This window comes from Streptomyces sp. NPDC058008 (assembly GCF_042886395.1).
In the GTDB taxonomy this organism is placed as follows: domain Bacteria; phylum Actinomycetota; class Actinomycetes; order Streptomycetales; family Streptomycetaceae; genus Streptomyces.
Genome location: NZ_JBHVQX010000004.1, coordinates 146,655 through 172,714 on the forward strand (window position 1 = coordinate 146,655; position 26,060 = coordinate 172,714).

The 26,060-nt window shown below is 73.6% G+C and carries 24 protein-coding genes; 13 read left to right on the plus strand and 11 right to left on the minus strand.

The window, feature by feature from the left end; genetic code table 11:
• Positions 1-126 precede the first annotated feature (126 nt).
• Entirely contained in the window at positions 127-783 is a 657-nt protein-coding gene (locus ACFVS9_RS05565) for a TetR/AcrR family transcriptional regulator (RefSeq protein ID WP_389930243.1), read from the minus strand.
• 116 nt (positions 784-899) lie between these two features.
• On the opposite strand from ACFVS9_RS05565, the gene ACFVS9_RS05570 reads away from it, so the two are divergent.
• Positions 900-1,910 (plus strand): hypothetical protein, encoded by a 1,011-nt coding sequence (locus tag ACFVS9_RS05570; RefSeq protein WP_383115330.1) that lies wholly within the window; start codon positions 900-902, stop codon positions 1,908-1,910.
• Positions 1,911-2,079: 169 nt separating this feature from the next.
• Here the strand turns inward: ACFVS9_RS05570 and ACFVS9_RS05575 are convergent, their stop codons facing one another.
• Positions 2,080-2,901: a hypothetical protein gene (locus ACFVS9_RS05575; RefSeq protein WP_389930246.1), complete on the minus strand. Its 822-nt coding sequence runs from the start codon at positions 2,899-2,901 to the stop codon at positions 2,080-2,082.
• 441 nt (positions 2,902-3,342) lie between these two features.
• Here ACFVS9_RS05575 and ACFVS9_RS05580 point away from each other — a divergent pair, with 441 nt between their 5' ends.
• The gene (locus tag ACFVS9_RS05580) at positions 3,343-5,187 is read left to right on the plus strand and encodes a caspase domain-containing protein (protein ID WP_389930249.1); all 1,845 of its coding nucleotides are present in this window, start codon (positions 3,343-3,345) and stop codon (positions 5,185-5,187) included.
• A gap of 12 nt (positions 5,188-5,199) precedes the next feature.
• On the opposite strand, the gene ACFVS9_RS05585 is transcribed toward ACFVS9_RS05580, so the two are convergent.
• From ACFVS9_RS05585 to ACFVS9_RS05600, 4 genes are all read right to left on the minus strand, one after another.
• Entirely contained in the window at positions 5,200-8,076 is a 2,877-nt protein-coding gene (locus ACFVS9_RS05585) for a CHAT domain-containing protein (RefSeq protein WP_389930252.1), read from the minus strand.
• The gene (locus tag ACFVS9_RS05590) at positions 8,077-8,751 is read right to left on the minus strand and encodes an RES family NAD+ phosphorylase (RefSeq protein ID WP_383115307.1); all 675 of its coding nucleotides are present in this window, start codon (positions 8,749-8,751) and stop codon (positions 8,077-8,079) included. It lies immediately after the preceding gene.
• Between the two features lie 3 nt (positions 8,752-8,754).
• A complete protein-coding gene (locus ACFVS9_RS05595; RefSeq protein WP_389930255.1) occupies positions 8,755-9,429 on the minus strand; it encodes a hypothetical protein in 675 nt (224 codons plus the stop codon).
• A 397-nt stretch (positions 9,430-9,826) separates the two neighbouring features.
• Positions 9,827-10,603 carry a VOC family protein gene (locus tag ACFVS9_RS05600; RefSeq protein WP_383115309.1) on the minus strand — a complete coding sequence of 259 codons (777 nt, stop codon included), beginning with the start codon at positions 10,601-10,603 and terminating at the stop codon, positions 9,827-9,829.
• A gap of 235 nt (positions 10,604-10,838) precedes the next feature.
• On the opposite strand from ACFVS9_RS05600, the gene ACFVS9_RS05605 reads away from it, so the two are divergent.
• Positions 10,839-11,666: a sulfurtransferase gene (locus tag ACFVS9_RS05605; RefSeq protein ID WP_389930258.1), complete on the plus strand. Its 828-nt coding sequence runs from the start codon at positions 10,839-10,841 to the stop codon at positions 11,664-11,666.
• A 241-nt stretch (positions 11,667-11,907) separates the two neighbouring features.
• Here the strand turns inward: ACFVS9_RS05605 and sepH are convergent, their stop codons facing one another.
• Positions 11,908-12,966, minus strand: a complete 1,059-nt coding sequence (gene sepH / locus ACFVS9_RS05610; RefSeq protein WP_383115311.1) for a septation protein SepH — start codon at positions 12,964-12,966, stop codon at positions 11,908-11,910.
• A 496-nt stretch (positions 12,967-13,462) separates the two neighbouring features.
• Between sepH and ACFVS9_RS05615 the strand changes: the two genes are divergently transcribed.
• Positions 13,463-14,512: a hypothetical protein gene (locus tag ACFVS9_RS05615; protein WP_389930262.1), complete on the plus strand. Its 1,050-nt coding sequence runs from the start codon at positions 13,463-13,465 to the stop codon at positions 14,510-14,512.
• A gap of 25 nt (positions 14,513-14,537) precedes the next feature.
• On the opposite strand, the gene ACFVS9_RS05620 is transcribed toward ACFVS9_RS05615, so the two are convergent.
• Both ACFVS9_RS05620 and ACFVS9_RS05625 read right to left on the minus strand, forming a co-directional pair.
• Positions 14,538-15,857: a D-arabinono-1,4-lactone oxidase gene (locus ACFVS9_RS05620; protein ID WP_389930265.1), complete on the minus strand. Its 1,320-nt coding sequence runs from the start codon at positions 15,855-15,857 to the stop codon at positions 14,538-14,540.
• Positions 15,817-17,061, minus strand: a complete 1,245-nt coding sequence (locus ACFVS9_RS05625; protein ID WP_389930268.1) for an MFS transporter — start codon at positions 17,059-17,061, stop codon at positions 15,817-15,819. Before ACFVS9_RS05625 ends, ACFVS9_RS05620 begins: the two co-directional genes overlap by 41 nt.
• Positions 17,062-17,186: 125 nt before the next feature.
• Here ACFVS9_RS05625 and ACFVS9_RS05630 point away from each other — a divergent pair, with 125 nt between their 5' ends.
• Complete coding sequence (locus tag ACFVS9_RS05630; protein WP_383115315.1) at positions 17,187-18,317, plus strand: ferrochelatase; 1,131 nt, start codon at positions 17,187-17,189, stop codon at positions 18,315-18,317.
• A gap of 175 nt (positions 18,318-18,492) precedes the next feature.
• Entirely contained in the window at positions 18,493-19,293 is an 801-nt protein-coding gene (locus ACFVS9_RS05635; protein WP_389930271.1) for an inositol monophosphatase family protein, read from the plus strand.
• A gap of 101 nt (positions 19,294-19,394) precedes the next feature.
• On the opposite strand, the gene ACFVS9_RS05640 is transcribed toward ACFVS9_RS05635, so the two are convergent.
• Positions 19,395-19,568 carry a hypothetical protein gene (locus ACFVS9_RS05640; protein WP_164992724.1) on the minus strand — a complete coding sequence of 58 codons (174 nt, stop codon included), beginning with the start codon at positions 19,566-19,568 and terminating at the stop codon, positions 19,395-19,397.
• A gap of 363 nt (positions 19,569-19,931) precedes the next feature.
• Here ACFVS9_RS05640 and ACFVS9_RS05645 point away from each other — a divergent pair, with 363 nt between their 5' ends.
• The 4 genes from ACFVS9_RS05645 (at position 19,932) to ACFVS9_RS05660 (ending at position 23,507) form a co-directional block, all read left to right on the plus strand.
• Positions 19,932-20,585: a response regulator transcription factor gene (locus tag ACFVS9_RS05645; protein WP_073721987.1), complete on the plus strand. Its 654-nt coding sequence runs from the start codon at positions 19,932-19,934 to the stop codon at positions 20,583-20,585.
• A gap of 7 nt (positions 20,586-20,592) precedes the next feature.
• Positions 20,593-21,834, plus strand: a complete 1,242-nt coding sequence (locus ACFVS9_RS05650; protein WP_383115317.1) for a sensor histidine kinase — start codon at positions 20,593-20,595, stop codon at positions 21,832-21,834.
• Between the two features lie 404 nt (positions 21,835-22,238).
• Entirely contained in the window at positions 22,239-22,535 is a 297-nt protein-coding gene (locus ACFVS9_RS05655; protein WP_003965732.1) for a DUF4193 domain-containing protein, read from the plus strand.
• 12 nt (positions 22,536-22,547) lie between these two features.
• Positions 22,548-23,507, plus strand: a complete 960-nt coding sequence (locus ACFVS9_RS05660; protein WP_383115318.1) for a hypothetical protein — start codon at positions 22,548-22,550, stop codon at positions 23,505-23,507.
• Between the two features lie 6 nt (positions 23,508-23,513).
• Here the strand turns inward: ACFVS9_RS05660 and ACFVS9_RS05665 are convergent, their stop codons facing one another.
• Positions 23,514-23,975, minus strand: coding sequence for a DUF3093 domain-containing protein (locus ACFVS9_RS05665; protein ID WP_383115319.1), 462 nt, complete (start codon positions 23,973-23,975; stop codon positions 23,514-23,516).
• Positions 23,976-24,033: 58 nt separating this feature from the next.
• On the opposite strand from ACFVS9_RS05665, the gene ACFVS9_RS05670 reads away from it, so the two are divergent.
• Genes ACFVS9_RS05670 through ACFVS9_RS05680 form a run of 3 tightly spaced genes read left to right on the plus strand, consistent with a single transcriptional unit; the run spans position 24,034 to position 25,917 of the window.
• The gene (locus tag ACFVS9_RS05670) at positions 24,034-24,618 is read left to right on the plus strand and encodes a PaaI family thioesterase (protein WP_383115320.1); all 585 of its coding nucleotides are present in this window, start codon (positions 24,034-24,036) and stop codon (positions 24,616-24,618) included.
• Positions 24,618-25,145 carry a dUTP diphosphatase gene (gene dut, locus ACFVS9_RS05675; protein ID WP_383115321.1) on the plus strand — a complete coding sequence of 176 codons (528 nt, stop codon included), beginning with the start codon at positions 24,618-24,620 and terminating at the stop codon, positions 25,143-25,145. The genes ACFVS9_RS05670 and dut overlap by 1 nt, the downstream gene beginning before the upstream one ends.
• A gap of 1 nt (position 25,146) precedes the next feature.
• Positions 25,147-25,917: a DUF3710 domain-containing protein gene (locus ACFVS9_RS05680; RefSeq protein WP_383115322.1), complete on the plus strand. Its 771-nt coding sequence runs from the start codon at positions 25,147-25,149 to the stop codon at positions 25,915-25,917.
• Positions 25,918-26,060 lie beyond the last annotated feature (143 nt).

Sequence of the window (26,060 nt, forward strand, 5' to 3'; positions counted from 1 at the left end):
GGAACAGGCCCGCACGATCGTCGACCGCTTCCCGGACGCCGGGCATCACATCGGCCGGGTGGCTCGTTCGGTGCGGTGGCGGGATGCGAGGCCGTTCGTCCAGCGAATGCCCCCAGGAGGGCGACTTCACGCCTGGACGGGCCGCTCGGCGGCGTCGAACGCGGGCGCGAGCGGGAGCAGGGCCGCGCGGAGCCGGTCGGGCAGCGGGCCCGAGGGTACGACCAGCCCTCCGGTGCCGGGACTCCCGGTGGCCCCTTCGTACCCGGCGGGCCGGAGCCAGTCGTCCAGCGCGATGCGGACCGCCGCGGCCACGCTCGCCGCGAGAACGCGGGCCGTGTGTTCCCCGGCGTGGCCCAGGCGCTCGGCGATCACCGCGCCGAGCGGGAGCTCGATGCCGGCGGTGGCGGCCAGGAACGCGTCGCGCAGCGCCGTCCGGGTCGTGATCAGCAGCAGCGCCCCGTGTCCGCCCTCACCGGTGTGCGTGTACTGCTCGACGACTGCTTCGGTGACGGCGTCGGCGAGGCGCACTCCTGCGGGCCGCGCCGCGACCGCCGCCGCGATCCGCTCCTCGCGGTCGGCGGTGACAGCGGAGACGATCGCCTGCTCGCGGCTGGCGAAGTAGTTGTTGTAGGTGCGCGGTGAGACCCCGGCCGCCTCGGCGATGTCCTCGACCCGCACCTCGTCCGGCCCGCGCTCCAGTGCCAGGCGCAGGGCCGCCCCGCGCAGCGCCTCACGCGTGGCGCGCTTCTTCCGTTCCCGCAGCCCCGGTGGTGGTGTCGTCACGGTGTGAGCCTTCCACACATGGCTGCGTGTACGCAAACTTGCGTGCACGCAGTTTTACTGTCAGCCTCGCCCTGACCGGAACCGACGGAGAGGACGGCGCCATGCGGGCAAGAGGAATGACCTACGACACGGGGTTCGTCGTGCACGGCCGGACATCGCGCGGGCCTCTCGACCCCGTGGTGGTCCGGCGCGAGCTCGCCATCATCCGGGACGACCTGCACTGCAACGCGGTCCAGATCATCGGCGGCGATCCGGACCGGCTGGAGCTGGCCGCCGCTGCCGCCGCCGAGCTCGGCCTGGAGGTCTGGTTCTCGCCCTACCCGCTGGAGCTGGACCCGGAGCAGATCCTCGCGCTCCTCCGCGACTGCGCCGAGCGCGCGGAACGGCTCCGGCAGCGGGGCGCGGCCGTGGTGTTCGTCGCGGGGGTCGAGCTGAGCGTGATGAACCGCGGGTTCCTGCCAGGGCGGAGCCCCGAGGAGCGGGTCGGGCAGCTGATGGGCCGCCCCGAGCGGCGGGCCGAGGTGATGCGCGAGCTCGGCGTACGCGTCAACGCGTTCCTCCGCGATGCCGCGGCCACGGTCCGCGAGCGCTTCCGGGGCCGACTCACCTACGCCTCCATCCAGTTCGAACAGGTCGACTGGACCCCCTTCGACATCGTGACGTACGAGCTGATCCGCTCCGCCGAGGTCGCCGACCGGTTCGGGGACGCGGTGCGAACCCTGGCCCAGGGCCCGAAGCCGCTGGCCGTCACCGGGTTCGGCACCGCCGCCTACCGGGGCGCGGGAGACCGCGGCGGGCGGGTGCTGGACGTGGTCGAGCACGACCCGGAGACCAGGGCGCCGGTGCGGCTGAACGGCACCTACGAGCGGGACGAGGCCGGTCAGGCCGCCTATCTCGATGAACTGCTGGAGATCTTCGAGACCGAGGGCGTGGACAGCGCGTTCGTGTTCCTCTTCGCCCTGCCCGGGTACCCGCACCGCCCGGACGGCGACCCCAGGGACGACCTGGACCGGGCCGGGCTGGGCATCGTCAAACTCCTCGAAGGGCGCAGGGGCCAGACCTACCCCGACCTGGAATGGGAGCCCAAGGCCGCCTTCGCGGCCGTCGCGGCGCGGTACCGCGGATGACCGGCCGCGCACGGTGACCGCACCCGGGATCCGCACCGCGGCACGGTGCGGATCCCGGGTGGTCGGACGCCGTACGGGCCGGACGGGCGTGCTCAGGGACGCCGGCCGGCCGACGCGCGGAGACCCGCTGGGGCGCCGCGCGCCGGCCGGCCGGTGGTGCCGGTCGCGTTCAGTCGCGCAGGGACACGCCCCGGCGGGTGCGCAGGCGGTGGATCTCCCACCAGGCCAGGGCCGTCACCGACACCGGGCCTCCGAGGAAGACCAGGACCTGGACCGGCGGCGGACCGGGTGGCAGTCCTCCCGTGAACAGACCCACGATCGCGAACTCCCACACCACGGCCCCGGTGAGCAGGGCGGGAAGCGCCGCGTGGATCTCCGTGCTGTTGAAGGCGCTGCGGACGGCGGGTCCGGTGGCGAACAGCATGAAGAACATCACCCAGGCCGTCAGCAGGGCCGACAGGAGACCGATGGGCACGAGCAGCACGGCCCACTCCTCGGGCAGGACCATCACGGTGGGGGTCACCAGCAGCACGACGGTCGGCGAGACGGTGAGCGCGCCGAGGTACCAGAGGGCGGACCGGCGCGCGGTGCGCAGCGGCAGCCGCATGCGGTCCCGTGCCCGGGGCGAAGCCATGCGGTGGAGCACCGCGACCACCAGGGGGCCGGTGACCAGCAGCAGCCACGGGGTGACGGCCCACCTCAGGACGTACTGGTCCTGCACCTGGCCGAAGTCCTCCGGTCCGCCGTACACGGCCAGGATCAGGACCGAGATGGCGGCGGCCGTCCAGGCGCGCCACCGCTGTACGCGGGCCACCTCGGGGTCCTCGTGGCGACGGCGCCCCCGTACGGGGAAGAGCCGCCGGGCCTTGAGCCGGGCGGAGCGGGCCAGCGGGTAGAGGGCCAGCAGGGGCAGGGTCAGACTCCAGGTGCAGGGGAAGGCGATCGCCGCCCACACGCCCCCGTGGATGCTCGACCGTCCGCCCCGCAGCACCTCCGTGAGCGTCGGCCACTCGTCCTCACGCAGCCGCCCCCACAGCGAGCCGGGCGGTCGCGGGGGCAGGTACGGGTTGTACGGCCGGGGCGGCGGCCACTGCGGCGGGACGGGGGGCCGCGGCGCGTGCGGCGGCGGAGGAGGGACCTGGGGGCGGGGCGGGTGAGCGGGCGGCGGCGGTGCGGCGGACGGCCCGGGGGACCGGGACGGCGGAACCGGGCGGCCCGGATCGGGCGGCCGGGTCGGCCGGTACGGGCTGGGTCCCCCGAGACTCATGGTGCGTTCCTCCGGTGCGGTGGCGTGCGGCCGTCCGGAACGGCCGAAGTGATCCGGGCCAGTCAACTGGGCCTGGGGCGCCGGGACATGGGGTTACCCGAAGTTGCCCAGGATGCGCCCGGGAAACGCCCGGCCCGCGGCCCCCGCGACTGGAAGGATCACCGTATGGCAACCCTGTACGCCCTGTTCGTGGGCATCGACGACTATCCGGAGCGTCCCCTGGAGGGCTGCGTCAACGACGTACAGGCTGCCAGGAGTTGGCTGGAGCGCCGCAGCGGCCTCACCAACGCGTTCCGTACCCTGCACAACGCGCAGGCCACGCACGCGGCCGTACGGGCGGGCATCGGGGACCACCTGGGGCGCGGCGGCCCCGGGGACACCGCGCTGCTGTGGTTCAGCGGGCACGGCAGCTCCCAGGAGACGGACGACCCGCGCGAGGCGACCGGCAGGTCCCAGGCCCTGGTGTGCCACGACAGCCTGGACAGGGGCGGGCAGGCACTGCTCCAGGACTCCGAACTGGGCGCACTGCTCGACGCCGTCGCCGCGCGCGGCACCCATGTCGTGGCCGTGCTCGACTGCTGCCACTCCGGCGGCGCGACCCGTGACGGCGCGTCAGGAACGACCGCGCGCGGTGTGCCCTGGCGTCCCTGGTGGCCCACGGACCGGCCCGGTGGCGTCCGGGACGGAGGCGGGGAGGGTCCCGAGCCGCTCCGGCACGTACTCCTCGCCGCCTGCCGCCCCCAGGAGCTCGCCTACGAGCGCGTCATCGACGGGAAGGTCCGGGGCCAGTTCAGCCACGCGATGCTGGACGTGCTCGGCCGGCAGGGCCCCGCGACCACCTACGGGGCCCTCCACGCCCTCGTGGAGGAGCGGGTACACGGCCTGAACGACCGTCAGCACCCCCAGCTGCGCGGCCCGGAAGACGCGCGCTTCCTGTACGGGGACTCCGTGCGGACCTCGCCCCACCTCCTGCGGCACACGGTCTCGGGCTGGGAGGTCGACTGCGGACACGCGCACGGACTGACGTCCCCCGGAACGGAGTTCACCCTCCTGGACGACGGCGAGGTGCCGAGGGTCGTCGTCGTGCGTGACGTGCGGCCGGAGTCGTCCTCGGTGGAACCGGTGGGCTGGCAGCCGGTGCCGGGGGACCGGGACAGGGTCCACGCGGTGACACCGTCCGCGCTGGCCTTCCCCCCACCCGCGATCACGGTCTCCGGCGACCCGGCCACCACGGCCCTGGTGCCGAGGCCGCCGGGCAGCGAACCGGCGTCCCCGTCCGACACCGGCCGGCTGCGCCTGCACGTCACCGCAGCCGACGGCTGGGCGCGGATCTCCGGAGGCGGCGGCCACCCCGTCCCCGACCTCCCGCTGCGCACACCCGCGGACGCGGAGCGGGTCGCCGACTGCCTGGCCCACATCGCGCGCTGGCACCACATCCGCGACCTGGCCAATCCGGACCCCTGGCTGTCCTCGCTGGTCCGCGTGACGGTGGAGGAGACCCCGGTGGGCACCCTGACGCACACGGCGGACGGTGAGGTGGTCTGCACCTACACGCCGGACGGCCGTCAGCCACAGGTGAGGGTCCGCATCCACAACGGGTCGGGCCGCGACCTGTGGTGCGTACTGCTGGATCTGACGGACAGTTACGCGGTGTCGCCCCACCTGTACGAGGGCGAGTTCATCGCGGACGGGCGTGCCGGCGCGGCGCGCCGGGGAGAGCCCGTGTGGCTCTCGCTCCCCGCCGGCCGCGCCGTGACCCGGGGCGCGTACACGCGTGACTGGCTGAAGGTGATCGCGACCGAGAACGAACTGAACCTCGCCCCGTTCCGGCTGGGGGCCTGGTCGCCGGAGACGGTGCCATCGGCACGCGGGGGCGGGGACGCCGATCGGGGCGGCGTGCTGCGGCTGACCGGGGCCGGGGGCGGCAGGGACGCGGGGGGCCCGGCCCAGGGCAGCCGGCCGGGCCGCTGGGGTACGGCCCACGTGGTCGTGCGCACCCAGGTGCCGTGAGCGCGCACCCCGTCACCATCCGAGATGCGTGAACCCGGCCCACGCGGTCGGGTCGTCGCTCCGGATCCGTCCGACGCGCCCCCGGAGGTGCGACGGCATCCCCGGGGGCGCCTCCCTGCGGTCGTCGAGCATCCACGACTGGGCGCTGCGCAGGGCCCGTCCGGCGGGCATCCCGTCGTGGTTCATGAAGTGGTGGACCATGTACATCAGCAGGGAGGTCGCCTCGTCGGGCACCGGCCACAGCGAGCCGATCACCGTGCGCGCGCCGGCGACGAGGAAGGCCGTCGACAGGCTGTACGCCTCGTCGTGACCGCGCCCGGACACATTGGTCCGGCAGGCGGCCAGCACCACCCGGTCCAGGTGCGGATAGCGGATCGAGCCCTCCGTCAGCTCCTCGGCCGTCAGCCGCCCCTCCGAGAGCTGGAGCCAGGCGCTGTGCCGCTCGCTCCGGCGCACCACCCCGTGGCAGGCGAGGTGCAGCACCCCACCCCGCTGCCCGCGCAGCCAGTCCGTGACGGCGGCGGGGGTCGCACGGCCCGGGCCGAGGAGTTCGCCGTCCGGGTAGAAGGCGCGGTGGATGGCCTCGGCCTCCTCGCCCGCGTGGTGCAGGTCGCGCGTCGGGTTGCCGACCACGAGGGACTGCCGGGTCCCGGTGGCGGGCCGTCCGGCGACCTCGCACAGCAGCCGGGCGGACGGCAGATAGGCGATGTCCGCCTCCTCGCACGCGTACCGGTCGCGGTGCCGGCCGGGCACGCGGGCGGCGTGCCAGGGCACGAGCCCGAGCTCGGCCATGGGGACCAGCACCACGGAGGGGGCCCGGCCGTAGCCGCGCGGAAGCCGCTGGAGCAGCGGCCCCATCACCGACGTACCCGCCCAGGCGCACAGGGCGTCCAGCGCCGCGCGGCCGCCGTCCGCCCGGCGCCCCGGCTCCGGTGTGCCGGCGAGGGGCGGACCGCCCGCGTCGCGGCCCGGAGCCCCGGAGGCCCGGTAGGCGGCCAGTTCCGGTGCCTCGGTGGAGAGCAGCGGCAGTTCGAGGACCTCGGTGGTGCCGTCGGCGAGCACCATGACGGCCGCGCCGTGGGAGGGCCGGCGGCCGAAGAACGTACGGTCCTTGAGGTCCGGCTGCTCCGTGTCGGCGGGCACCAGATAGACCAGCGCCGACCTGCCCATGGTGCGCAGCGCCCCGGCGATCTCCTGGAGCGAGGGGGAGTCGAGCAGCCGGCGGCGCAGCGGCGACGCCGCCAGCGCCTGGAGCACCCGGCGCCGCAGCCGGCTGGGCGGCCCCGCGTCCACCACCCCCTCGGCGAACGCCAGGTCACCCCCCGGATCCGCCGCCGGCCCCGTGCTCGCGCTCCGCCATTCCTCCGCGAGGTCGGACCGCCCCAGCCCCGCCAGCATGTCCGGGACGGTGGTCGCCACGGTCGCCGCGTGCAGGGCGAGGCCACGCCCCGCGTCCAGCGCGAGCACCGCGTCGGCGTGCGCCCCGTCGGCCAGGCACCACCGGGCCACCTCCACCGCCTGCCGTCCCGCGCTGCGGGCCGCGTCCGTGGCCCGCGCCGTACCGGACTGGAGCAGCACGGTCCAGGCCGCCGCCCGGAGGGCCCGCAGGCCGACCCGCCGAGCCTCGGCGTGGTTGAGACGCTTGCCCGGCGGGTCCAGGAGGTGGAGCACGTCGCCCCGGAACCGGTACGCGCTCGCGAGGGCCGGCCCGGCCGCGCCCCACACCACGTGCTCCGGGCCGCCGGCCATGCGCAGGGCGTGCCGCAGCCAGGCGATCCCCTGGTCGAGGTGGCCGAGGCGCTGTTCGTGCGGGGCGATGGCCAGAACGGCCACGCTGACGTAACTGGTGCCCAGGGTGTACGCGATGCGGACCCACCGCTCGTCGTCCGGCTCCAGCAGGTCCATCGCCTCCTGGAGCAGGCCCTGCGCCTCGATGACGGCCGGGTGGTCACGGGCCACCAGCGCCCGGCCGCAGCGTCCGACTCCCAGCTCGAACAGCCGGTCGATCCGTGAGGCCCGCGGCAGGGCGGAGATCTGCTGCCGCTGCCGTGCCACCGAGGGCCGGGCGGAGTCGGCGGCCTCCGCGGGCATCCGCCCGGTGCGGCGGGCCTCCAGCGCGGCCAGACGGGTGCGCGCCGAGTCCAGGTGCGCCTCGAACGCCACCCTGTCCATGTGGTCGGGCGCCAGCCGCGGAAGGACCGACTCCATCCGGCGGACCTGTTCCGCCAGCGCCTGCTCGTCCTCGCCGCGAGCGGCCTGGTAGGAGCGGAAGACGGCGAGCTGACCCTCCATGGCGAGGTGCTGGTCCGCCGTGAACGTCGACGATCCGCCGAGCCGTGCCAGGTCGTCCACCGCGGAGTCGAAGTCGTCCTCGCCGCCGCTGAGCTGGGCCAGGTGGATGCGCAGCCCGGCGTGAGCCGCGTCGGCGGCGTCCCGCGCCGGACTCCCGGCCGGCATCATCGCGCGCGCCCGCTCCAGCCGGGCGAGCTCCGCCTCCATGCCGGCCGGGTCGGTGGGTGTCAGCAGCCCCGTCGACGCACTCGTCGTGAGGACGGAGGCCTGCCAGCTCTGCTCGGACGGCCCGTACTCCTGGGCCTCCCTCAGTAGTTCGGCCTCACCGTGGGCGTCCGGGAGCGCCTGGTCGAGCCGGAGCATCGGGAGCAGCGTGACGATCTGGCCCGCCCGCATCCCGGAGAGCAGGGTGCCCCTCGGCAGCGCCCTCCAGTCCGCGTACAGCAGTTCGTACGCCTCCTTCCCCGTGGCGCAGCCGAGCCGGTCCAGGACCAGGGAGCTGAGCCGGGACAGGTCGGCCGCCCGGGACGTGCCCGCCTCCGCTTCCTGCCGCAGTTCGTACAGCAACGCGTGCAGGTCGTACGCCCGAGGTGTCATTCAGCGTTCCCGTCCCGGCAGCCGAGGGGCGGCCTGTGTGCCGTAGGGGGCGAGCACGCCGTTCAGCCAGCGTTCGCCCTCCTCCGTCCCGAAGTCGACGCGCGGGGCGCCCGTGGGTTCGAGCGCGGGGGCCTCGCCCCGGTCGTCGAACAGGATCGCGACCCGGTCGGCGGGCTCGCGCTTGGACGGCCAGACGAAGCCTTCCGCCCAGCCGCCGGTCTGCCGGCGGATCCAGTGGCCCCAGTCGCGGGTCTGCGGATAGTCGGCCCCCTCGGTGTGCACCAGCCAGGAACTCTGTGCCACCGCGGCGAGATCCGCCCCGGACATCAGCGACACGGCCCGCACGTCCCGGGCCAGGCGCAGGAAGGAGAGGCTGCGCCGTTCGAACGCCTCGCGCGGCAGCAGTCTGGGGCCGGCTCCGGACTCGAACGGCAGCGAGCGCAGGAGCACTTCGCAGACGGCGGCCCCGGCGCCGAAACCGACGTACGCGTAGCCGTACGGGTCGTGGGGCGTGCTGTCGAAGCGTCCGCCGAAGTAGAAGGGGTGCGAGAGGCGGGAGTTGTACTCCACCGCGTCCCGGTGCGTGGAGTGCACCCGGTACAGGGGTGTGCCCGCGCGCAGCACGCAGCGGGACGGTTCGCCCGGCAGGGCGTCCGGGGGAGGGAACCTGCCCATCGTCTACTCCTCCCCGCCCGCGGCCGTCAGGGCCCGTGCCGCGCCCAGCAGTTCGCCGTCCCGTCCACGTCCCAGCAGGGACGACGGCGTCCCCCGCCACCATGTGGTCGGCGACAGCCACCAGTCCGCCACGCCCCAGGGATCGGCATCGGCACGCAGAAGGGTGTTGACCTCCAGGACCACCCGCCACGGCATGCCCCCGGCTTCGAACTGGAAGCCCGGAACCCGCCTCCGGCCGTCCTCGCCGGAGAGGGCGATCAGCCGCGGGTCCGTGCCCTCGACCCACGCCGACGCCGGTGCGCCGAGCAGCCGTTCGCGGACGGCGCCGAGGACCGGGCCGACCATCGGGTTGCCGTCGAGGACGAGCATGCACAGGTCCGCCGCCGTGAACCCCGCGTACGGGGTGTCCGGGGGAGCGCCCGTGAACCGTCCGCCGTCACCGTCCCGCCGTAACCGGCCGGCCTCGTGGGCCGGCAGCGCGTCGAGGACGGACCGCGCGGCCCTCCCCGCGGCCGCCGCCCGGTCCGCGTCCGCCTCCCGTGACGCGGCCTCCGGCGAGGCGGTCTCCCGTAAGGCGGCGAGGGAGCGGCCCAGAGCCCGGTGCGCCTCGGCGTCGAGCATGCCCGAAAGCCGGTTCCAGTCAGCTGCGAAGGCGGCGAGTGCGATGAAGGGGTTCATCCGTACGTGTGCCCGTTCTCCTGGTCGGGAATGCCGCCTCGGCGGGGGCGGGCGGAGGGCCCGGTCCGGGCCCCCTCCGCCTCCCGGAGGGCCGGAGCGGGGAGCGCGGGCGGGCAAGCGAGCGACCATGATCGCTCGCGCCCGTCACGGCTGCAAGACGTCGGGCGGGGCACTGTCGACGCTACGCGGCCCGGCGGCTCTCCGGGGGCCGATCGCCGGTCGTCACCCGGTCGTTCCCGGGGCGTCCTCCGGTCGCGGAGCGGAACGGCGGGCCGTCGCACGGTTCGCCCGGGAGCACGTGGCGGCGCACGGCTCCCCGGGCCGGCCACCGTGCGGCCCCGGCGGGACGAGCGGTGGCGCCGGCCGTGCCGTCACCGGATCCGCCGTCCGGCGAGGCTCAACTGCCCGGCGGCCGGACGATCGTGAAGACCGCGCCCTCGGGATCCGCCACCGTCGCCAGCCGGCCGCTGGAGGCATCCTGCGGCGGCTGCAGCACGTGTCCGCCGAGCTCCACCACGCGGGCCGCCGACTCGTCGGTGTCGGCGACCTGGAAGTAGGTCATCCAGTGGGGGCCCCGGTCGCGCGGCAGGGCGTGCCCCACTCCGTGGAGGGCGGCCACCGGGCGGCCCTGGAGGTGCAGCGTCTGGTAGTCGAAGTCGGCCGACACGACCGCCTCGGCCTCGAATCCGAACACGGCCTGGTAGAACTTGGCGACCGACGCGGTCTCCCGGGTCACCAGTTCGTTCCACACGGGGGTGCCCGGTGTGCCCGCGAGGGCGGTGCCCAGGTGATCCGCCGCCTGCCAGACGCCGAAGACCGCGCCGCCCGGGTCGGACGCGATGAGGAGGCGCCCCGCGTCCCCGGCGACGAGGGGCCCGACGGCCACCGTCCCGCCGCACGAGCGGATCGCCTCCGCCGTGGCGTCCGCGTTCTCCGAGGCGAGATACGTCGTCCAGGCGATCGGGAGGTGCCGGCCGGGCGGCAACTGCCCGATGCCCGCCACCTCCTTGCCCCGCAGCAGCGCCCGGACGTACGGCCCCAGCTGGTCGGGCCCTGGCCGGAACTCCCAGCCGAAGAGCCCGCTGTAGAAGTCCTGGGTCGCGGTCAGGCCGTGCACGATCAGACTCACCCAGCACGGTGCGCCGGGTGTGCGCCGGGCGGCAGCCTCGGTCATCTGCTTCTCTCTCCTCGTACCGTCGGGGGCCGTGCGGTCGGCGGGCTCCGAGCGGCGCCCAGCGGTACGGATACGGGGGCGTACGCTCCGTCCAGATGCTCGCACCACTGAGCCCCCGAGGCACCCCGGCCGCGCCGCATTTTCCGCTCCGGGCTCGCACCGGAGACCGATATGGCGGGGTACGTCCTGTTCGGTGCGGCGTCATCGCGGGCGGCCCTGCGCGAGGATGGCCCCCATGAAGCCCATCATCACCGGATCCGAATACCTGAGCGAGTCGACGGGGCCGCGCCCGCCGGTGCTCCTGGACGTCCGCTGGCAGCTCGGCGGGCCGAACGGCCGCGCCGACCACGAGGCCGGACACATCCCGGGTGCGGTCTACATCGATCTCGACTCCGAGCTCGCCGGCCCCGCGGGCAGCGGCGGCCGTCACCCCCTCCCCGACCCGGAGGCCTTCGGAGCCGTCATGCGGCGGGCCGGGGTCGGCCACGACACCCCCGTGGTGGTCTACGACGGCGGCCAGGGCTGGGCGGCGGCCCGCGCCTGGTGGCTGCTGCGCTGGACCGGGCACCCCGATGTCCGCGTGCTGGACGGCGGTCTCGCCGCGTGGACGGGTGAGCTCTCCACCGGCGTCGTGGAGCCCGCCGAGGGGGACTTCCGGCCCCGTCCGGGCGCGGTCGGCCTTCTGGACGCGGACGGAGCCGCGGAGCTCGCCCGCTCCGGGCTGCTGCTGGACGCGCGGGCCGCCGAACGCTACCGGGGGGACGTCGAACCGATCGACCGCGTCGGCGGCCACATCCCGGGTGCGGTGTCGGCGCCCACCTCGGAGAACGTCGGCGAGGACGGACGCTTCCTGCCCGCCGCCTCGCTCGCCTCCCGGTTCTCCGCCCTGGGCGCCGACGGCACGGCCCAGGTCGGTGTCTACTGCGGCTCCGGGGTCTCGGGCGCCCACGAGGTGCTGGCGCTGGAGCTCGCGGGGCACCGGGCCGCGCTCTATGCCGGGTCCTGGTCGGAATGGTCCTCGGACGAGTCGCGTCCGGTGGCCACCGGGCCGGAGCCCCTCTGACACACCGGCACACGGACGAGGTGAGGACCCGTACGCCGTGTACGGGCCCTCACCTCATGCCACGGACCTTCGTGCCACGGACCCTGATGCACGGACCTTCGTGCCACGGACCCTGATGCACGGACCTTCGTGCCACGGACCCTGATGCACGGACCTTCGTGCCACGGACCCTCATGCACGGACCTTCGTGCCACGGACCCTCATGCACGGACCCTCGTGCCACGGACCTCCTGGCGGGGCCTCAGTCCTGTTTCTTGCGGCGGGTCCCGAAGACGATCTCGTCCCAGCTGGGGACCGCCGCGCGGCGGCCCGGCCGCACGCCGTCCGCCTCGGCCTGCCGGTCCGTCGTCCCGGTCAGCCGGTCACGGTGGCCCGCCACCGCGCGGGGCATCAGCACGTCGGCATAGGCGGCGCCCGCACCGGCGGAGGCCGCAGCGGCCGGGGGCTCGTCCGCTTCGGGCTCCTGCTGCGGCGCGGGCTCGAGCGCGGGCGGTTCGGGCTGCGAGGGCCGCTCCGGGACGATCATGTCGCCGCGGAAGCTCGGCACCGCCTCCAGGAGGCTGGTCAGCGAGTCGCGCTCACTCGCGGAGACCCCGCTCACCCGCTCCTCCGGCTCCGGGGGAGCGGGACGCTCGATCTGGCGGTCCAGCGCGCGGTCCAGCGGCCGGTCGCGCGGGAGGCGCGCGATCCGCGGCACGAACGGGAAGCTCGGCTCGGGAGCCGCGACGTCGTCGGACTCACCGATCAGCGAGCGCGCCTCCTCGTCCACGGCCTGGACCAGGCGCCGGGGCGGGTCGTACGTCCAGCTCGCCGAGTGCGGCTCACCCGCGACGCGGTACACCAGGAGGACCTCCCAGGTGCCGTCGTCCCGGCGCCAGGAGTCCCACTGGACGGTTTCCCGGTCGGCGCCGCGCATCAGGAGGCGCTCCTGCACCGCCTCGCCGAGCTGCGGACCGGTGTTCTCGCCGGGGCGGCGCACAGGGGTCTTCCGGGCACGCTCGGCCATGAACGCGCGCTCGGCCAGCACGGGGCCCTCGAAGCGGCGTACCCGGTCCACCGGGATGCCGGCGAACTGGGCGACCTCCTCGGCGGAGGCACCGGCGCGTATGCGCGCCTGGATGTCGCGCGGGCGGAGGTGGCTCTCCACCTCGATCTCGATCTGGCCGAGCCGGGCGCGGTCGTTGCGCACCGCGGCGCGCAGCCGCTCGTCGATCGGAAGCGTGTACTCCGTGCTGTCGGCAGCCTTGAGCACCAGTCGTGTGCCGTCGTTCGAGACGGCCACGACACGCAGTTCGGGCATGGGAACCTCCCGGGTGGTGCCTGCCGACGTCACGTGCGTCGCTGCTTCCGCTAGTCGAGTGTGACCTGCCCGGGTTCAGCCTGCCACAACCTTGCCAAGTTACCCGGCGTGTCGGGCCTTGGCCCTGGACGCCACGATGACACGGCCACCTCTTCGCGACGCGCGGCGACCGGATGGTCACCGCATGTAGCGGGCGCCCGTGCGATGCCGTGGCGCCGCCGGTTCGGGTGCCGCCTTCGGCCCCCTCCCGTAGGTTCCGGATACCCATGCGGGAGTCCGGGCCCAGGGCTCGTCACAGTACTCCATTCGGGCCACCTGGGTGGACCGGCGCGCCGCCGAAATTCTCGCCCGGCACGGGAGTTGGGTTACCCCGTTGTTCGCGGTATGCCCCCGATGCGTGTGCTGCTTCACAAAATCTCCAGAATCGGAACTATCTGATTCGCTCATATGTCCCTTCCTGGTGCAAGGTGGGCTAGTTGTCGAGCAGGGACAGATCATGGTTCAGAAGCCGCAGAACGATGCGGAACGCAAGGAAAGGCGCATAGATCTGAGCCTGCCGCAGGTCGCCGGCAGCGCCGTCGCGGCGGTCGCGGCAGCGGTGATGGCCTCGCAGCTCGGCGTGTACGGAACCATCGCCGGCGCGGGTGTGATGAGCGTGGTCGCCACCTGCGGCGGCTCGGTCTTCCAGCACTTCTTCCGCCGGACCGGCGAGCAGATCCGTGAAGTCACCGTCCAGGTGAAGCATCCGGCGGGCCGTCAGGTGACCGTCCGCACCCGCGAGACGTCCCCCGCGCCCCGGCGTCCGGACGACGGGGCGACCCGCCCGCCGGGCGCCGTGGACGACGACGCGACGCGGGTGCTGGGCGTGGTGGACGACGACGCGACGCGGGTGCTGCGCGCGGCCGGGACGGACCCGGACCGGACGGCGGGGACGGACACCGACCGCACGACGGTGCTGCGGCGGTTCCGGCCCACCGGGGAGCGGCCGGGCGGTGCACCTCCCGGGGACGCGTTCCCCGACGGGTCCTACTCCGAGGCGCGTACGCACGGCACCCGCGTCCGGGGCTGGAAGCGCTCGGCCCTCGCGGCCACCGGGGTCTTCGTCCTGTCGATGGCCGGCATCACCGTGTACGAAATGGTCGCCGGGCACGATCTGGGGGGCAACGGAGGGACGACCATCGGCTCGGTGGTCAGCGGTGAGCGGCACGGCGGGACGACCTCGCCCTCCCCCTCGGACAGCACGGGCCAGGACGACGCGGACCAGGGCGGCCGGAAGGACGGCGGTGTGCCGGACACCGGGAGCACGACGGCGCCCGGCACGGACCGGGGAGAAGGCGGGAGCGCGCGGCCCGACCCCTCCGCCCCGGACGGTTCGGCATCCGACCCCGCCCCCACGCCCTCGGCGTCCGGTTCGAGCACGGCACCCGAGCCGTCCGCCCCGGCCACGCCGGGCGACGGCGGCACCGCACCGGCCTCCCCGGACCCGGCCGGGACCGGCCAGGCCCCGGAGCAGCAGGGCGGGACGGGTACGGGCCCGGGCCGGTGACCGTCCAGGCCCCGCCCTCGCGGGTTCAGTCCCCGAGCACGCGCCGCAGGTAGTCGTTGGCGAACAGCCGGTCCGGGTCCAGCCGGTCGCGCACGGCGGTGAACTCCCCGAACCGGGGGTAGACGCCGGCGAGGTAGCCCGAGTCCCTGGTGTGGATCTTGCCCCAGTGCGGGCGGCCCTCGTAGCCCGTCATGATCCGTTCGACGGCCGTGAAGTACGCCTGGTACGGCGTCCCCCGGTACATGTGCACCGCGATGTACGCGCTCTCCCGGCCCGAGGCCGTGGAGAGCGCCATGTCGTCCGCCGGCGCCGTGCGCACCTCCACGGGGAAGCTGATCCGCAGCGGCGAGCGCTCCACCATGGCCTTGAGCTCACGCAGGGCCGCCACCGCCGCCTCGCGCGGAAGGGCGTACTCCATCTCGACGAAGCGCACCCGCCGGGGGCTGGTGAACACCTTGTAGGGGATGTCGGTGTACGTACGCGCCGACAGGGCGCGGCTGGAGATCCTGGCGAGAGGGGGGACGGCCCGGGGGACGGCGCGGCCCACGGAACAGGCGACCTGGAAGATCCCGTTGGAGAGGAGCTCGTCCTCGATCCAGCCGCTGACCCGTCCCGGGGGAGCCGCGGGACCCGCGCTGCGGTTGTTGCGCTTGGTGTTGCAGTTGCCGGTGTGCGGGAACCAGTAGAACTCGAAGTGCTCGTTCTCGGCGACCAGCTGGTCGAAATCGGCCGTGACCCGGTCGAAGGCCATCGGTTCCTCGCGGGCCGTCAGCAGGAAGACCGGCTCCACGGCGAAGGTGACCGCGCTGATCACGCCGAGCGCCCCGAGCCCGACGCGGGCCGCCGCGAAGACGTCCGGGTGCTCGTCGGCCGAGCAGCGCAGGACCGTGCCGTCGGCGGTGACCAGCTCCAGCGCGCGGATCTGCGCGGAGACCGACGCCGAGTCGCGGCCGGTGCCGTGGGTGCCCGTGGACGTGGCCCCGGCCACCGTCTGCTCCATGATGTCGCCCATGTTGGTGAGGGAGAGCCCCTCACGGGCGAGTGCGGTGTTGAGACGCTTCAGCGGGGTTCCGGCCCCGACCGTCACCGTCATCGCCTCACGGTCGACGCCGCGGATGCCGGTGAGCAGGTCCGGACGTATGAGGACCCCGTCGGTGGCCGCGGTCGCGGTGAACGAGTGGCCGGTTCCGACGGGTTTGACCGTCAGGCCGTCCTCGGACGCCCCGCGGAGCACCCCGGCGAGTTCGTCGACGGAGGCCGGGGACGCCACGCGTGCGGGCCTGGCGGTGACGTTGCCCGCCCAGTTACGCCACGGGTTCGCCGTCCGTACGTAGGTGTCGCTCATCTTCCCCGCGCCCTCCCGTAGGCGCCGGCTCGGCGAGCCGGCGGTACCCCAGGAGCCCCACCGCGGCCGCGAGCGCTCCCGCCACGGCGGGCACCGCGTACCCCGCCTCGGCCCCGGACGCGTCGACCACCCAGCCCGCGGCGGAGGAGCCGAGCGCCACTCCGACGGCGAGTCCGGTACTGGTCCAGGTCATGCCCTCCGTCAGCTGGGTGCGCGGTACGTGCCGTTCGACGAGGGCCATGGTGGTCACCATCGTCGGTGCGATGGCGAGGCCCGCGACAAAGAGCGCCACGGCCAGGAACGGCAGGCTCCCGGCCAGTTGGAGGGGGATCATACTCACGGCCATCGCGCAGACCCCCACCAGCCACCGGGTGGACGGCTTCCCCCGCAGGTGGAGCAGGCCGAACACCGCTCCCGCGAGGCAGGACCCCAGGGCGTAGACCGCCAGCACGAGGCTGGCCGCCGCCTTGTGGCCGCGCTCCTCGGCGAAGGCGACCGTCACCACGTCCACCGCCCCGAAGATCGCCCCGGTGGCGACGAAGGTGACCACCAGCACCTGGAGCCCCGTCGAGCGCAGCGCGGAGCCGCCGGTGTGCTGCTCCTTCGGGTGCGGCACGGGCTCGGTGGCGCGCTGGGAGGTCAGCCAGAAGACGCCCACCACCAGGAAGCCGCCGGCCAGCAGGGGACCCGCCTCCGGGAACCAGGCGGTGGACAGGCCGATGGAGACGATGGGGCCGAAGATGAAGCACACCTCGTCGACGATCGACTCCCAGGAGTACGCGGTGTGCAGCTGCCGCCCGGACCCCCGGTAGATCTCCGCCCAGCGGGCCCGGACCATGGACCCCACGCTGGGCACGCAGCCGGCGCCCACGGCGAAGACGAAGAGCGTCCAGTCGGGCAGCCGCTGCTGGGCGCAGACCAGCAGTCCCGCGACCGACGTGGCGGCGAACAGCGTGACCGGGCGCAGCACGCGGCGCTGCCCGTACCGGTCGACCAGCCGTGAGACCTGCGGACCCATGACGGCCGCCGCCATGGCGAGGGTCGCGGAGAGCGCGCCCGCCAGCCCGTACCGGCCGGTGAGCTGGGACACCATGGTCACCACACCGATCCCCATCATGGACAGCGGCATCCGGCCGAGGAATCCGGCGGCCGAGAATCCACGGCTTCCGGGGGCGGCGAAGATGGCGCGGTAGGGGCTGGGCAAGGGGAAGCTCCGGGGAAGCCTGTCAGGTGTACGGGGGGCCGATACAGCTTACGGCGGCTGTGGGCCGTCCGGACCCGCCGATGGCGGTTGCCGCGCTGTCGGAGGGGGGTGGCAGGATCGGGTGCATGTCCGATCTGCGTGATCCCGCTCCCTACGACGCTCTCCTGCTGCTGTCCTTCGGCGGCCCCGAAGGCCCCGACGACGTGGTGCCGTTCCTCGCGAACGTGACCCGCGGCCGGGGCATCCCCGAAGAACGGCTGAAGGAGGTCGGCAAGCACTACTTCCTCTTCGGCGGCGTGAGCCCGATCAACGCGCAGAACAGGGCGCTGCTGGACGCCCTGCGCGAGGACTTCGCCGGGCACGGCCTCGCACTGCCGGTGTACTGGGGCAACCGCAACTGGGCCCCGTACCTCACCGACACGCTCCGCGAGATGATCACGGACGGGCACCGCCGGATCGCCGTACTGGCCACCAGCGCCTACGCCTCCTACTCCGGCTGCCGCCAGTACCGCGAGAACCTCGCGGAGTCGCTGTCCGCGCTGGAGGCGGAGGGGCTGCCGGTCCCCCGGGTGGACAAGCTGCGGCACTACTTCAACCACCCCGGCTTCGTACGGCCCATGATCGACGGCGTGCTGGCGTCCCTGGCGGACCTCCCCGAGGACGTCAGGGCGGGGGCGCACCTCGCGTTCACCACGCACTCCGTCCCGACGGCCGCGGCGGACACCTCCGGGCCGGTGGAGACCCACGGCGACGGCGGTTCCTACGTGGCCGAGCACCTGGACGTGGCCCGGCTGATCGCCGGGGCCGTGCGGGAGGAGACCGGCGTCGACCACCCGTGGCGGCTCGTCTACCAGTCGCGCAGCGGCGCCCCGCACATCCCGTGGCTGGAGCCCGACATCTGCGACCACCTGGAGACCCTCCACGGCGAGGGCGTGCCGGCGGTCGTCATGGCCCCCATCGGCTTCGTCTCCGACCACATGGAGGTGCTCTACGACCTCGACACGGAGGCCACCGCGAAGGCCGCCGAGCTGGGGCTGCCGGTGCGCCGCTCCGCGACGGTGGGCGCGGACCCGAGGTTCGCGGCAGCCGTGCGCGAGCTCGTGCTGGAGCGTGCGGCCGCCGAGCGGGACCGCCCGGTCGCGCCCTGCGCCCTCGGTTCGCTCGGCCCGTCCCACGACCTCTGCCCGGTCGGCTGCTGCCCGGCCAGGGTCCCCAAGCCGGCCGCCGCCGGCGCCGACAGCCCCTTCCGGTCCTAGGGCCTCGTGTCCGGGCCGGGGCGGGCCCGCGTACGCCGGTGCGGCGCGTCATGGCCGGCGGGCGGCGCCCCACCCCGCTCCTGCCCGGACGGAAGACCCGGCCGCCGTCCCGATTTCCCGCCGTGCGGGCGCAGCCCGGCCCGTACCGGCTCCGCGACACCACCTCTGGAGCGTTGTGACCGACCCCCTCCTGTCCGAACTGCTGGACCTCGCCCTGGAAGCGGCCCGCCGGGCCGGCGCGCTGCTGCGCGACGGCCGTCCCGAGGACCTCGGGGTCGCCGCGACGAAGTCCAGCCCGATCGACGTCGTCACCGAGATGGACATCCGGGCGGAGAAGCTGATCACCGGCTACCTCTCCGAGCACCGCCCCGCCGACGGCTTCCTCGGCGAGGAGGGCGCCAGCTCCGAGGGCACCAGCGGGATCCGCTGGGTCATCGACCCGCTCGACGGCACGGTGAACTACCTCTACGGCCTCCCGACCTGGGCCGTCTCCATCGCCGCCGAGCGCGACGGCGAGCGGGTCGTCGGGGTGGTCGAGGCCCCGATGCGCCGCGAGACGTCCCACGCGGTGCTCGGCCGCGGCGCGTACGGGAACGGGGACCCGCTGCGGTGCCGCCCCACGGCCCCCTTCGAGCAGGCCCTGGTGTCCACCGGCTTCAACTACGTCACCGAGGTCCGCACCCACCAGGCGGCGGTGGCCCAGCAGCTCATCCCGCGGCTGCGTGACATCCGGCGCGGGGGATCGGCGGCCGTGGACCTCTGCGACGTGGCGGCCGGCCGGCTCGACGGCTACTACGAGCGCGGACTGCACCCGTGGGACGTCGCCGCAGGTGACCTCATCGCCCGGGAGGCGGGTGCCCTGACCGGGGGCAGGCCCGGGCGCCCGGCGGACGGCGACCTGACCGTCGCCGCGACCCCGGGGGTCTTCGAGCCGCTGCAGGCGGCCCTGGAGGAACTGGGAGCCTGGCACGACTGACCCGGCCCCCTCCCCGCCCCTCCGGGGCGCCCGGGAGGCCGCCGGCACGAGAAGAGGGCCCCGGAGAGCCATGACAGCTCCCGGGGCCCTCTCGTGGCTGCTCAGACGCTTGTGGCGCCGATTTCCACGCCGTGCTCGGCGGCGAGGCGGTGCAGGTCGTCGAGCTCTCCCTGCTCGACGTCCGCGAGGAAGTCGTCGCCCGTCTCGCGAGCCCTCGTGAGGTCGGACTCGGTGGTCTTGATTCGTTGCAGCAGACCTGCGGTGAAAGCGTCCATGAAGCGCCCCCTCATCGTGGGTCGGTGGCACGGGGGTGTGCCCGGTGGTCCCCCGGCACGCGGGCCGGGGTGCGGGTGATCACGCAGTCCCTCTGGAAGCAGGACGGGCTGTGGTACGCCACATACATGGCGTGATCGCGGGTGTGAGAGCGTCCTCCCCGCGCCCGGTCCCCGAGAAACCTCAACTGGCCCGGAAATCGGATCGATTCCCCGGAGCCACCGTCCGGGCCGCGTCGTCTTACCGCCGGTTTATGCGCGTTGCGGGCAGGATGGAAGCGCACAGTCGGTGCCGCTGACGTGCAGCGAGCGGCCGGAACGGGGGCCGCTCGCCGTTTTTTCGGAGATCTAGGGAAGGACTGCGCCGTGCGCGTACTCGTCGTCGAGGACGAGCAGCTGCTCGCCGATGCGGTGGCCACCGGGCTGCGCCGGGAGGCCATGGCCGTCGACGTCGTCTACGACGGAGCGGCGGCTCTCGAACGGGTCGGGGTCAACGACTACGACGTCGTCGTGCTGGACCGGGACCTCCCGCTGGTGCACGGCGACGACGTCTGCCGCAGGATCGTCGAGCTCGGCATGCCGACCCGGGTGCTCATGCTCACGGCGTCCGGCGACGTGAGCGACCGGGTCGAGGGGCTGGAGCTCGGGGCGGACGACTACCTGCCCAAGCCCTTCGCCTTCAGCGAGCTGACCGCACGTGTGCGCGCCCTGGGGCGGCGTACCACGGTCGCGCTGCCGCCCGTGCTGGAGCGTGCCGGAATCAAGCTGGACCCCAACCGCCGCGAGGTCTTCCGGGACGAGCAGGAGATCCAGCTCGCGCCGAAGGAGTTCGCCGTCCTGGAGGTCCTCATGCGCAGCGAGGGCGCGGTCGTCTCGGCCGAGCAGCTGCTGGAGAAGGCGTGGGACGAGAACACCGACCCGTTCACCAACGTGGTCCGCGTGACCGTCATGACCCTGCGCCGCAAGCTGGGCGAGCCACCCGTCATCGTCACCGTCCCCGGCTCCGGATACCGGATCTGAGGGCGTGATGGCAGCGTCCCCAGGCCCTGTCGCGGCGCCTCCGAAGCCGACCTGGGAGCCGAAACAGCAGGAGGCCCCCTACCCGTGGCTGCGTCCGACCATCCGGATACGGCTCACGCTGCTGTACGGCGGAATGTTCCTGATCGCCGGCATCCTGCTGCTCTCGATCATCTACATGCTGGCCGCGCAGGCCCTGCACGACGCCGGCGGCCTGGAGTTCCAGGTCAAGGGCACGAACGTGCAGATCTCCAGCGACATGTGCCCGCAGCTGGCGTCCGCACTGAACAACACCCAGCTCAACGAGGCCATCAAGGAGTGCACCTCGGCGCAGCGCCAGCACGCCCTCGACAGCCTGCTGAACCGGGCGCTCCTGGCCCTGGTGGGCCTCAGCGTCATCGCCTTCGCGTTCGGTTACGCCATGGCCGGCCGCGTCCTGTCCCCCCTGGGCCGGATCACGCGCACCGCCCGCCGGGTGGCCGGCACGGACCTGACCCGGCGGATCGAGCTGGACGGCCCGGACGACGAGCTCAAGGAGCTCGCGGACACCTTCGACGAGATGCTGGACCGCCTGGAGCGGGCCTTCACCGCCCAGCAGCGGTTCGTCGGGAACGCCTCGCACGAGCTGCGCACCCCGCTGGCCATCAACCGCACACTGCTGGAGGTCCACCTCTCCGACCCGGAGGCCCCCACGGAGCTCCAGCAGCTCGGCAAGACACTCCTGGCCACGAACGAGCGCAGTGAGCAGCTGGTCGAGGGGCTGCTGCTGCTCGCCCGCAGCGACAACCAGATCATCGAGCGCAAGCCCGTGGACCTGGCCGAGGTCGCCGACCGCGCCATCGACCAGACCACGGCGGAGGCCTCGGCGAAGTCGGTCGTGATCCGCGGCGAGCGCGCCCAGGCCGTCGTCCAGGGCAACGGCGTCCTGCTGGAGCGGATCGCGCTCAACCTCGTGCAGAACGCCGTGCGCTACAACGTCGCGGAGGACGGCTGGGTGGAGGTCACCACCGAGCTCCGGCACGGCCAGGCGCTCCTGACCGTCTCGAACACCGGTCCCGTGGTGCCCGCCTACGAGATCGACAACCTCTTCGAGCCGTTCAGACGGCTGCGGACGGAACGCACGGGCAGCGACAAGGGCGTCGGGCTCGGCCTGTCGATCGCGCGATCCGTCGCGCGGGCCCACGGAGGCCGTATCATCGCGGAGCCTCGCGAGGGCGGTGGTCTCGTGATGCGCGTCACCCTGCCGGTCTGAGAGGCTTCGCGGTGTGAGGCCGCATTGGATCGCTCTGTTCGCTTTGGGCGGAATTTTTGAACCCTGTTTCCGTTCTGTCCCTGTGTGATCGATCACAGAAGCGAATTTCGGTCCCTCTACTCTCCGTGACCACATCTCTGCCCGAAAGCCTGCAAACGTGCGGGTTTTCGGGGGGCGGTATCACGGGAAGTACACGGGGTGGCGCCCGTGAACAGCAGCAATCGGACCGTGTACGGTCCCCATCGCCACCCAAGCTGATCGCTCACGAGAGATCCGGTTGGGTGTCGATTGAGTAACAGACCTTGATGTGAGGCAAAATCTCCGCCTCAGGTCGGGCACAAGTCCGGCCTCTCACGCGTTACGTGCGCTGAGACACCGCAGACACCCATGAGGGGGAGAGCGACATGGCAACGGATTACGACACCCCACGGAAGACCGACGACGACGTCGATCAGGACAGCCTCGAAGAGCTCAAGGCTCGTCGGAGCGACAAGACGGCATCTGCCGTCGACGTGGACGAGTTCGACGCGGCGGAAGGACTGGAGCTGCCCGGGGCGGACCTGTCCAACGAAGAGCTCGCCGTGCGGGTCCTGCCCAAGCAGGCCGACGAGTTCACCTGCATGAGCTGCTTCCTCGTGCACCACAGGAGCCAGCTCGCGCGCGAGAAGAACGGCCAGCCCATCTGCCGCGACTGCGACTGAGGGACTCAGGCCGTGGCAGGCGACACACCGTTCCGGAAGCGGCGCTTGCGGCGCACGAAGTCGTCGGAGGCACATCAGGGCGGCGCAGGCCCGGCAGAGGGCGAGAGCCCCACTGCCGAGCACCAGGCCGCCCTGCCTGCCTCTCCCGGCAGTACACCTGACGACGAGCGGGGCCTTCCGGCCTCGCTCGAAGCGGTGGGGGCACAGGACCCGTCGTCCGGTCCCGGGCAGGACGGCCCGGCACCGCCCCCGAAGGGCTCCGGCCGCCTCCACGCACTGGGACGAGGCGTACGCAGGAGCAAGGAGGGCGCCGTCGCCGCGGTCGGCCTGGTGGCCGACCGGATCATCGAAACGGCCCCCCGCGTCCCCGTGCGGGACCTCGCCACCCTGCGCGGACAGTTCCCGGGGCTCGGCCCCGAAGAGCTCGCCGACAAGCTCGTCGCGGGCGCCTGCAACGCCACGGCGACCGTCGGCGCGGGCATCGGGGCGGCGGCGATGATGCCCGTACCCCCCGCCATGATCGCCGAACTGGCGGCCGAGATCACCGGCGTGGCCACCATCGAGATGAAGCTCGTCGCCGAGCTCCACGAGGTCTACGGCCTGCGGCCCCCGGGCAACCTCGGCCAGCGGAGCACCGCGTATCTGACCTCCTGGACGGAGGAACGCGGCATCGACGTCTCACGCCCCACCACGCTCAACGCGGCGCTGGGCGGGCAGATGAAGCGCGAGCTGCGCCAGCAGATCATGAAGCGCACCGTGCGCGACCTGCCGAACCTCATCCCGTTCATGATCGGCGCCGCCGTCGGCGCGCTGATGAACCGCCGGGACACCAGGAAGCTCGCCGACCGGGTCAGGAGCGACCTGCGGCACCGGCAGGTCCCCTGGGACCGGCTCCCGGCGCTCCCTCCGCTGGAACAGCCCGCCGAGCCCGCCCGGGAGCTGCCCGAGGGCCTGGACGACCCCGGCCGCTGACCGCCGTCAGCTCCCGGCGGACACCGGCGCGAGGGCCGCCACCAGAGCCTCCGGCTCCCGGGTCGACAGGTAGACGTACGGCGTCGGGTCGGCCGGATCCGTGACCTTCACCCGCACCGCCGTCGGGATGTAGCTGCGCAGCAGCATGAACGCCCGGGTGTCCGCCTTGTACGTGCGCCAGGCGCGCGCCTCCTCGCCCTCCAGCACCTCGGCGTCACCGAGCGCCTCCAGCGGGATCCGGGCGTCACCCGCGACCAGCGCGCCCGCCACGACGCGGATGCGCGCGGAGCCGTACGAGCTCACGCCCACGCACGCCGCGGCCGTACCGGCGGCCAGGGCGCCGAGCATGGGCAGGAGGCCGAGCGGCAGGAACATCACCGCGCACGCGACGCCGATCCCGAAGGCGATGAGCCACCACGAACGGGGCGCTGTGAGACGTTCGTCGAAGGGAGGTGCGGAAGGCTGCATGAAGGCAAGCTTGGCACGGCGCGACCGCCGGCCGGCCGCGCGGGTAAGGTCTGCGGCTGTGAGTGGAACATCTGCACGCCTGACACCCCCGCCCGACGCGGTGCGGCCCGTCCGCCATCCCGACGCACCCGCGCCCGGGGACGTTCTCGGCTCCCACTACGAACACTGTTTCGGCTGTGGTGACGGTCAGCCGCACGGACTGCACCTGCGGACGACGGCCGGAGAAGGTGTCAGCGTCACCGCCGAGTTCACCGTGAAGCCCGCCCACCAGGGCGCTCCCGGGCTGGCGCACGGCGGTGTCCTGGCCACGGCCATGGACGAGACGCTCGGCGCGCTGAGCTGGCTGCTGCGGGTCATCGCGGTGACCGGACGGCTGGAGACCGACTACGTCCTGCCGGTTCCGGTGGACACCGTGCTCTTCCTGGAGGCCGAGGTCACCGCCGTGCACGGCCGGAAGATCTACTGCCGCGCCACGGGACGGACCGGAGGCCCCGACGGACCCGTCGCGGTCCGCGCGGAAGCCCTCTTCGTCGAGGTCAAGGTGGACCACTTCATCGACAACGGGCGGCCGGAGGAGATCCGGGCCGCGATGTCCGACCCCGACCAGATCAGGCGCGCCCGCGCCTTCGAGGTGAACCCCTGATGCGCCCCCCCGTCGACGTACTCATCCGCCGGGTCGACCCGGACGTGCCGCTCCCCGGTTACGCACACCCGGGCGACGCCGGTGCCGATCTGGTCACCACCGAGGCCGCCGAGCTCGCCCCCGGCGAGCGCGTGACGCTCCCCACCGGGGTGTCGATCGCGCTGCCCGACGGGTACGCCGCCTTCGTCCACCCCCGGTCGGGCCTCGCGGCCCGCTGCGGAGTGGCCCTCGTGAACGCCCCAGGGACGGTCGATGCCGGGTACCGTGGGGAGATCAAGGTCATCGTGGTCAATCTCGATCCACGCGAGACCGTGAGGTTCGAGCGGTTCGACCGGATTGCCCAACTGGTCGTCCAGCAGGTCGAGAAGGTGCGCTTCCACGAGGTGACGGAACTCCCCGGCTCGGCGCGGGCCGGAGGGGGCTTCGGATCCACCGGCGGCCACGCCGCGGTGGACGGCGTCACGGGCGGTAACACCCAGGGTGGGAACAGCTACGCTTCGGTCGTATCCGACCGGGAAGGACATTGACGTGTTCGGACGTCGCAAGAACAGTGGTTCCGCCGAGGACACGGCGGACGAAGCGCGCGAGACCGAGCAGGTCGCCGACGAGCTCGACGACACCGGGGCCGAGTCCGGCTCGCGCCGCACGAACCTTCCTCCGGCCCCCCGCCCCGACGGGCCGTGGGACATCTCCGAGGTCTCCCAGCCCGGCGAGGGCCGGGTGGACCTGGGCGGCGTCTTCGTGCCCGGCGTCGAGGGCATGGAGCTCCGGGTGGAGGTCGCCGGCGACGCGATCGTCGCGGCCACCGTCGTGCTCCGCGACAGCGCGGTCCAGCTCCAGGCCTTCGCCGCCCCCAAGAAGGAGGGCATCTGGGGCGAGGTCCGCGAGGAGATCGCCTCGGGCATCACGCAGCAGGGCGGGATCATCGACGAGGTCGAGGGCCCGCTGGGCTGGGAGCTGCGCGCGCAGGTCCCCGTACAGCTTCCGGACGGGAAGAACGGCGTACAGCTGGTCCGCTTCGTCGGCGTCGACGGGCCGCGCTGGTTCCTGCGCGGAGTGATCTCCGGCCAGGGCGCGGTGCAGCCGGAGACCGCCGGACTGCTGGAGACGATCTTCCGGGACACCGTCGTCGTCCGCGGTGACGGCCCGATGGCCCCCCGTGACCCGATCGTCCTGAAGCTTCCCGACGACGCCCAGATGGTGCCCGAGGGTGTTCAGCAGGAGGACCAGGAGAGCTCGAAGTTCTCCGGTGGCATGGGCCAGCTCCAGCGCGGCCCCGAGATCACCGAGGTGCGCTGAGCGCACCCGGCAGTTCACGGCCGGGGGGGGGGCCCCCCCGGGGGGGGGGGGGGCCCCCCGCCCATTCGGGGGCGCAACCAGGGGCAGAAGAACAAAAAAGGGGCAGCCCCGGGGGGGGGGAGCACCGCCCCCGTACCCACCGG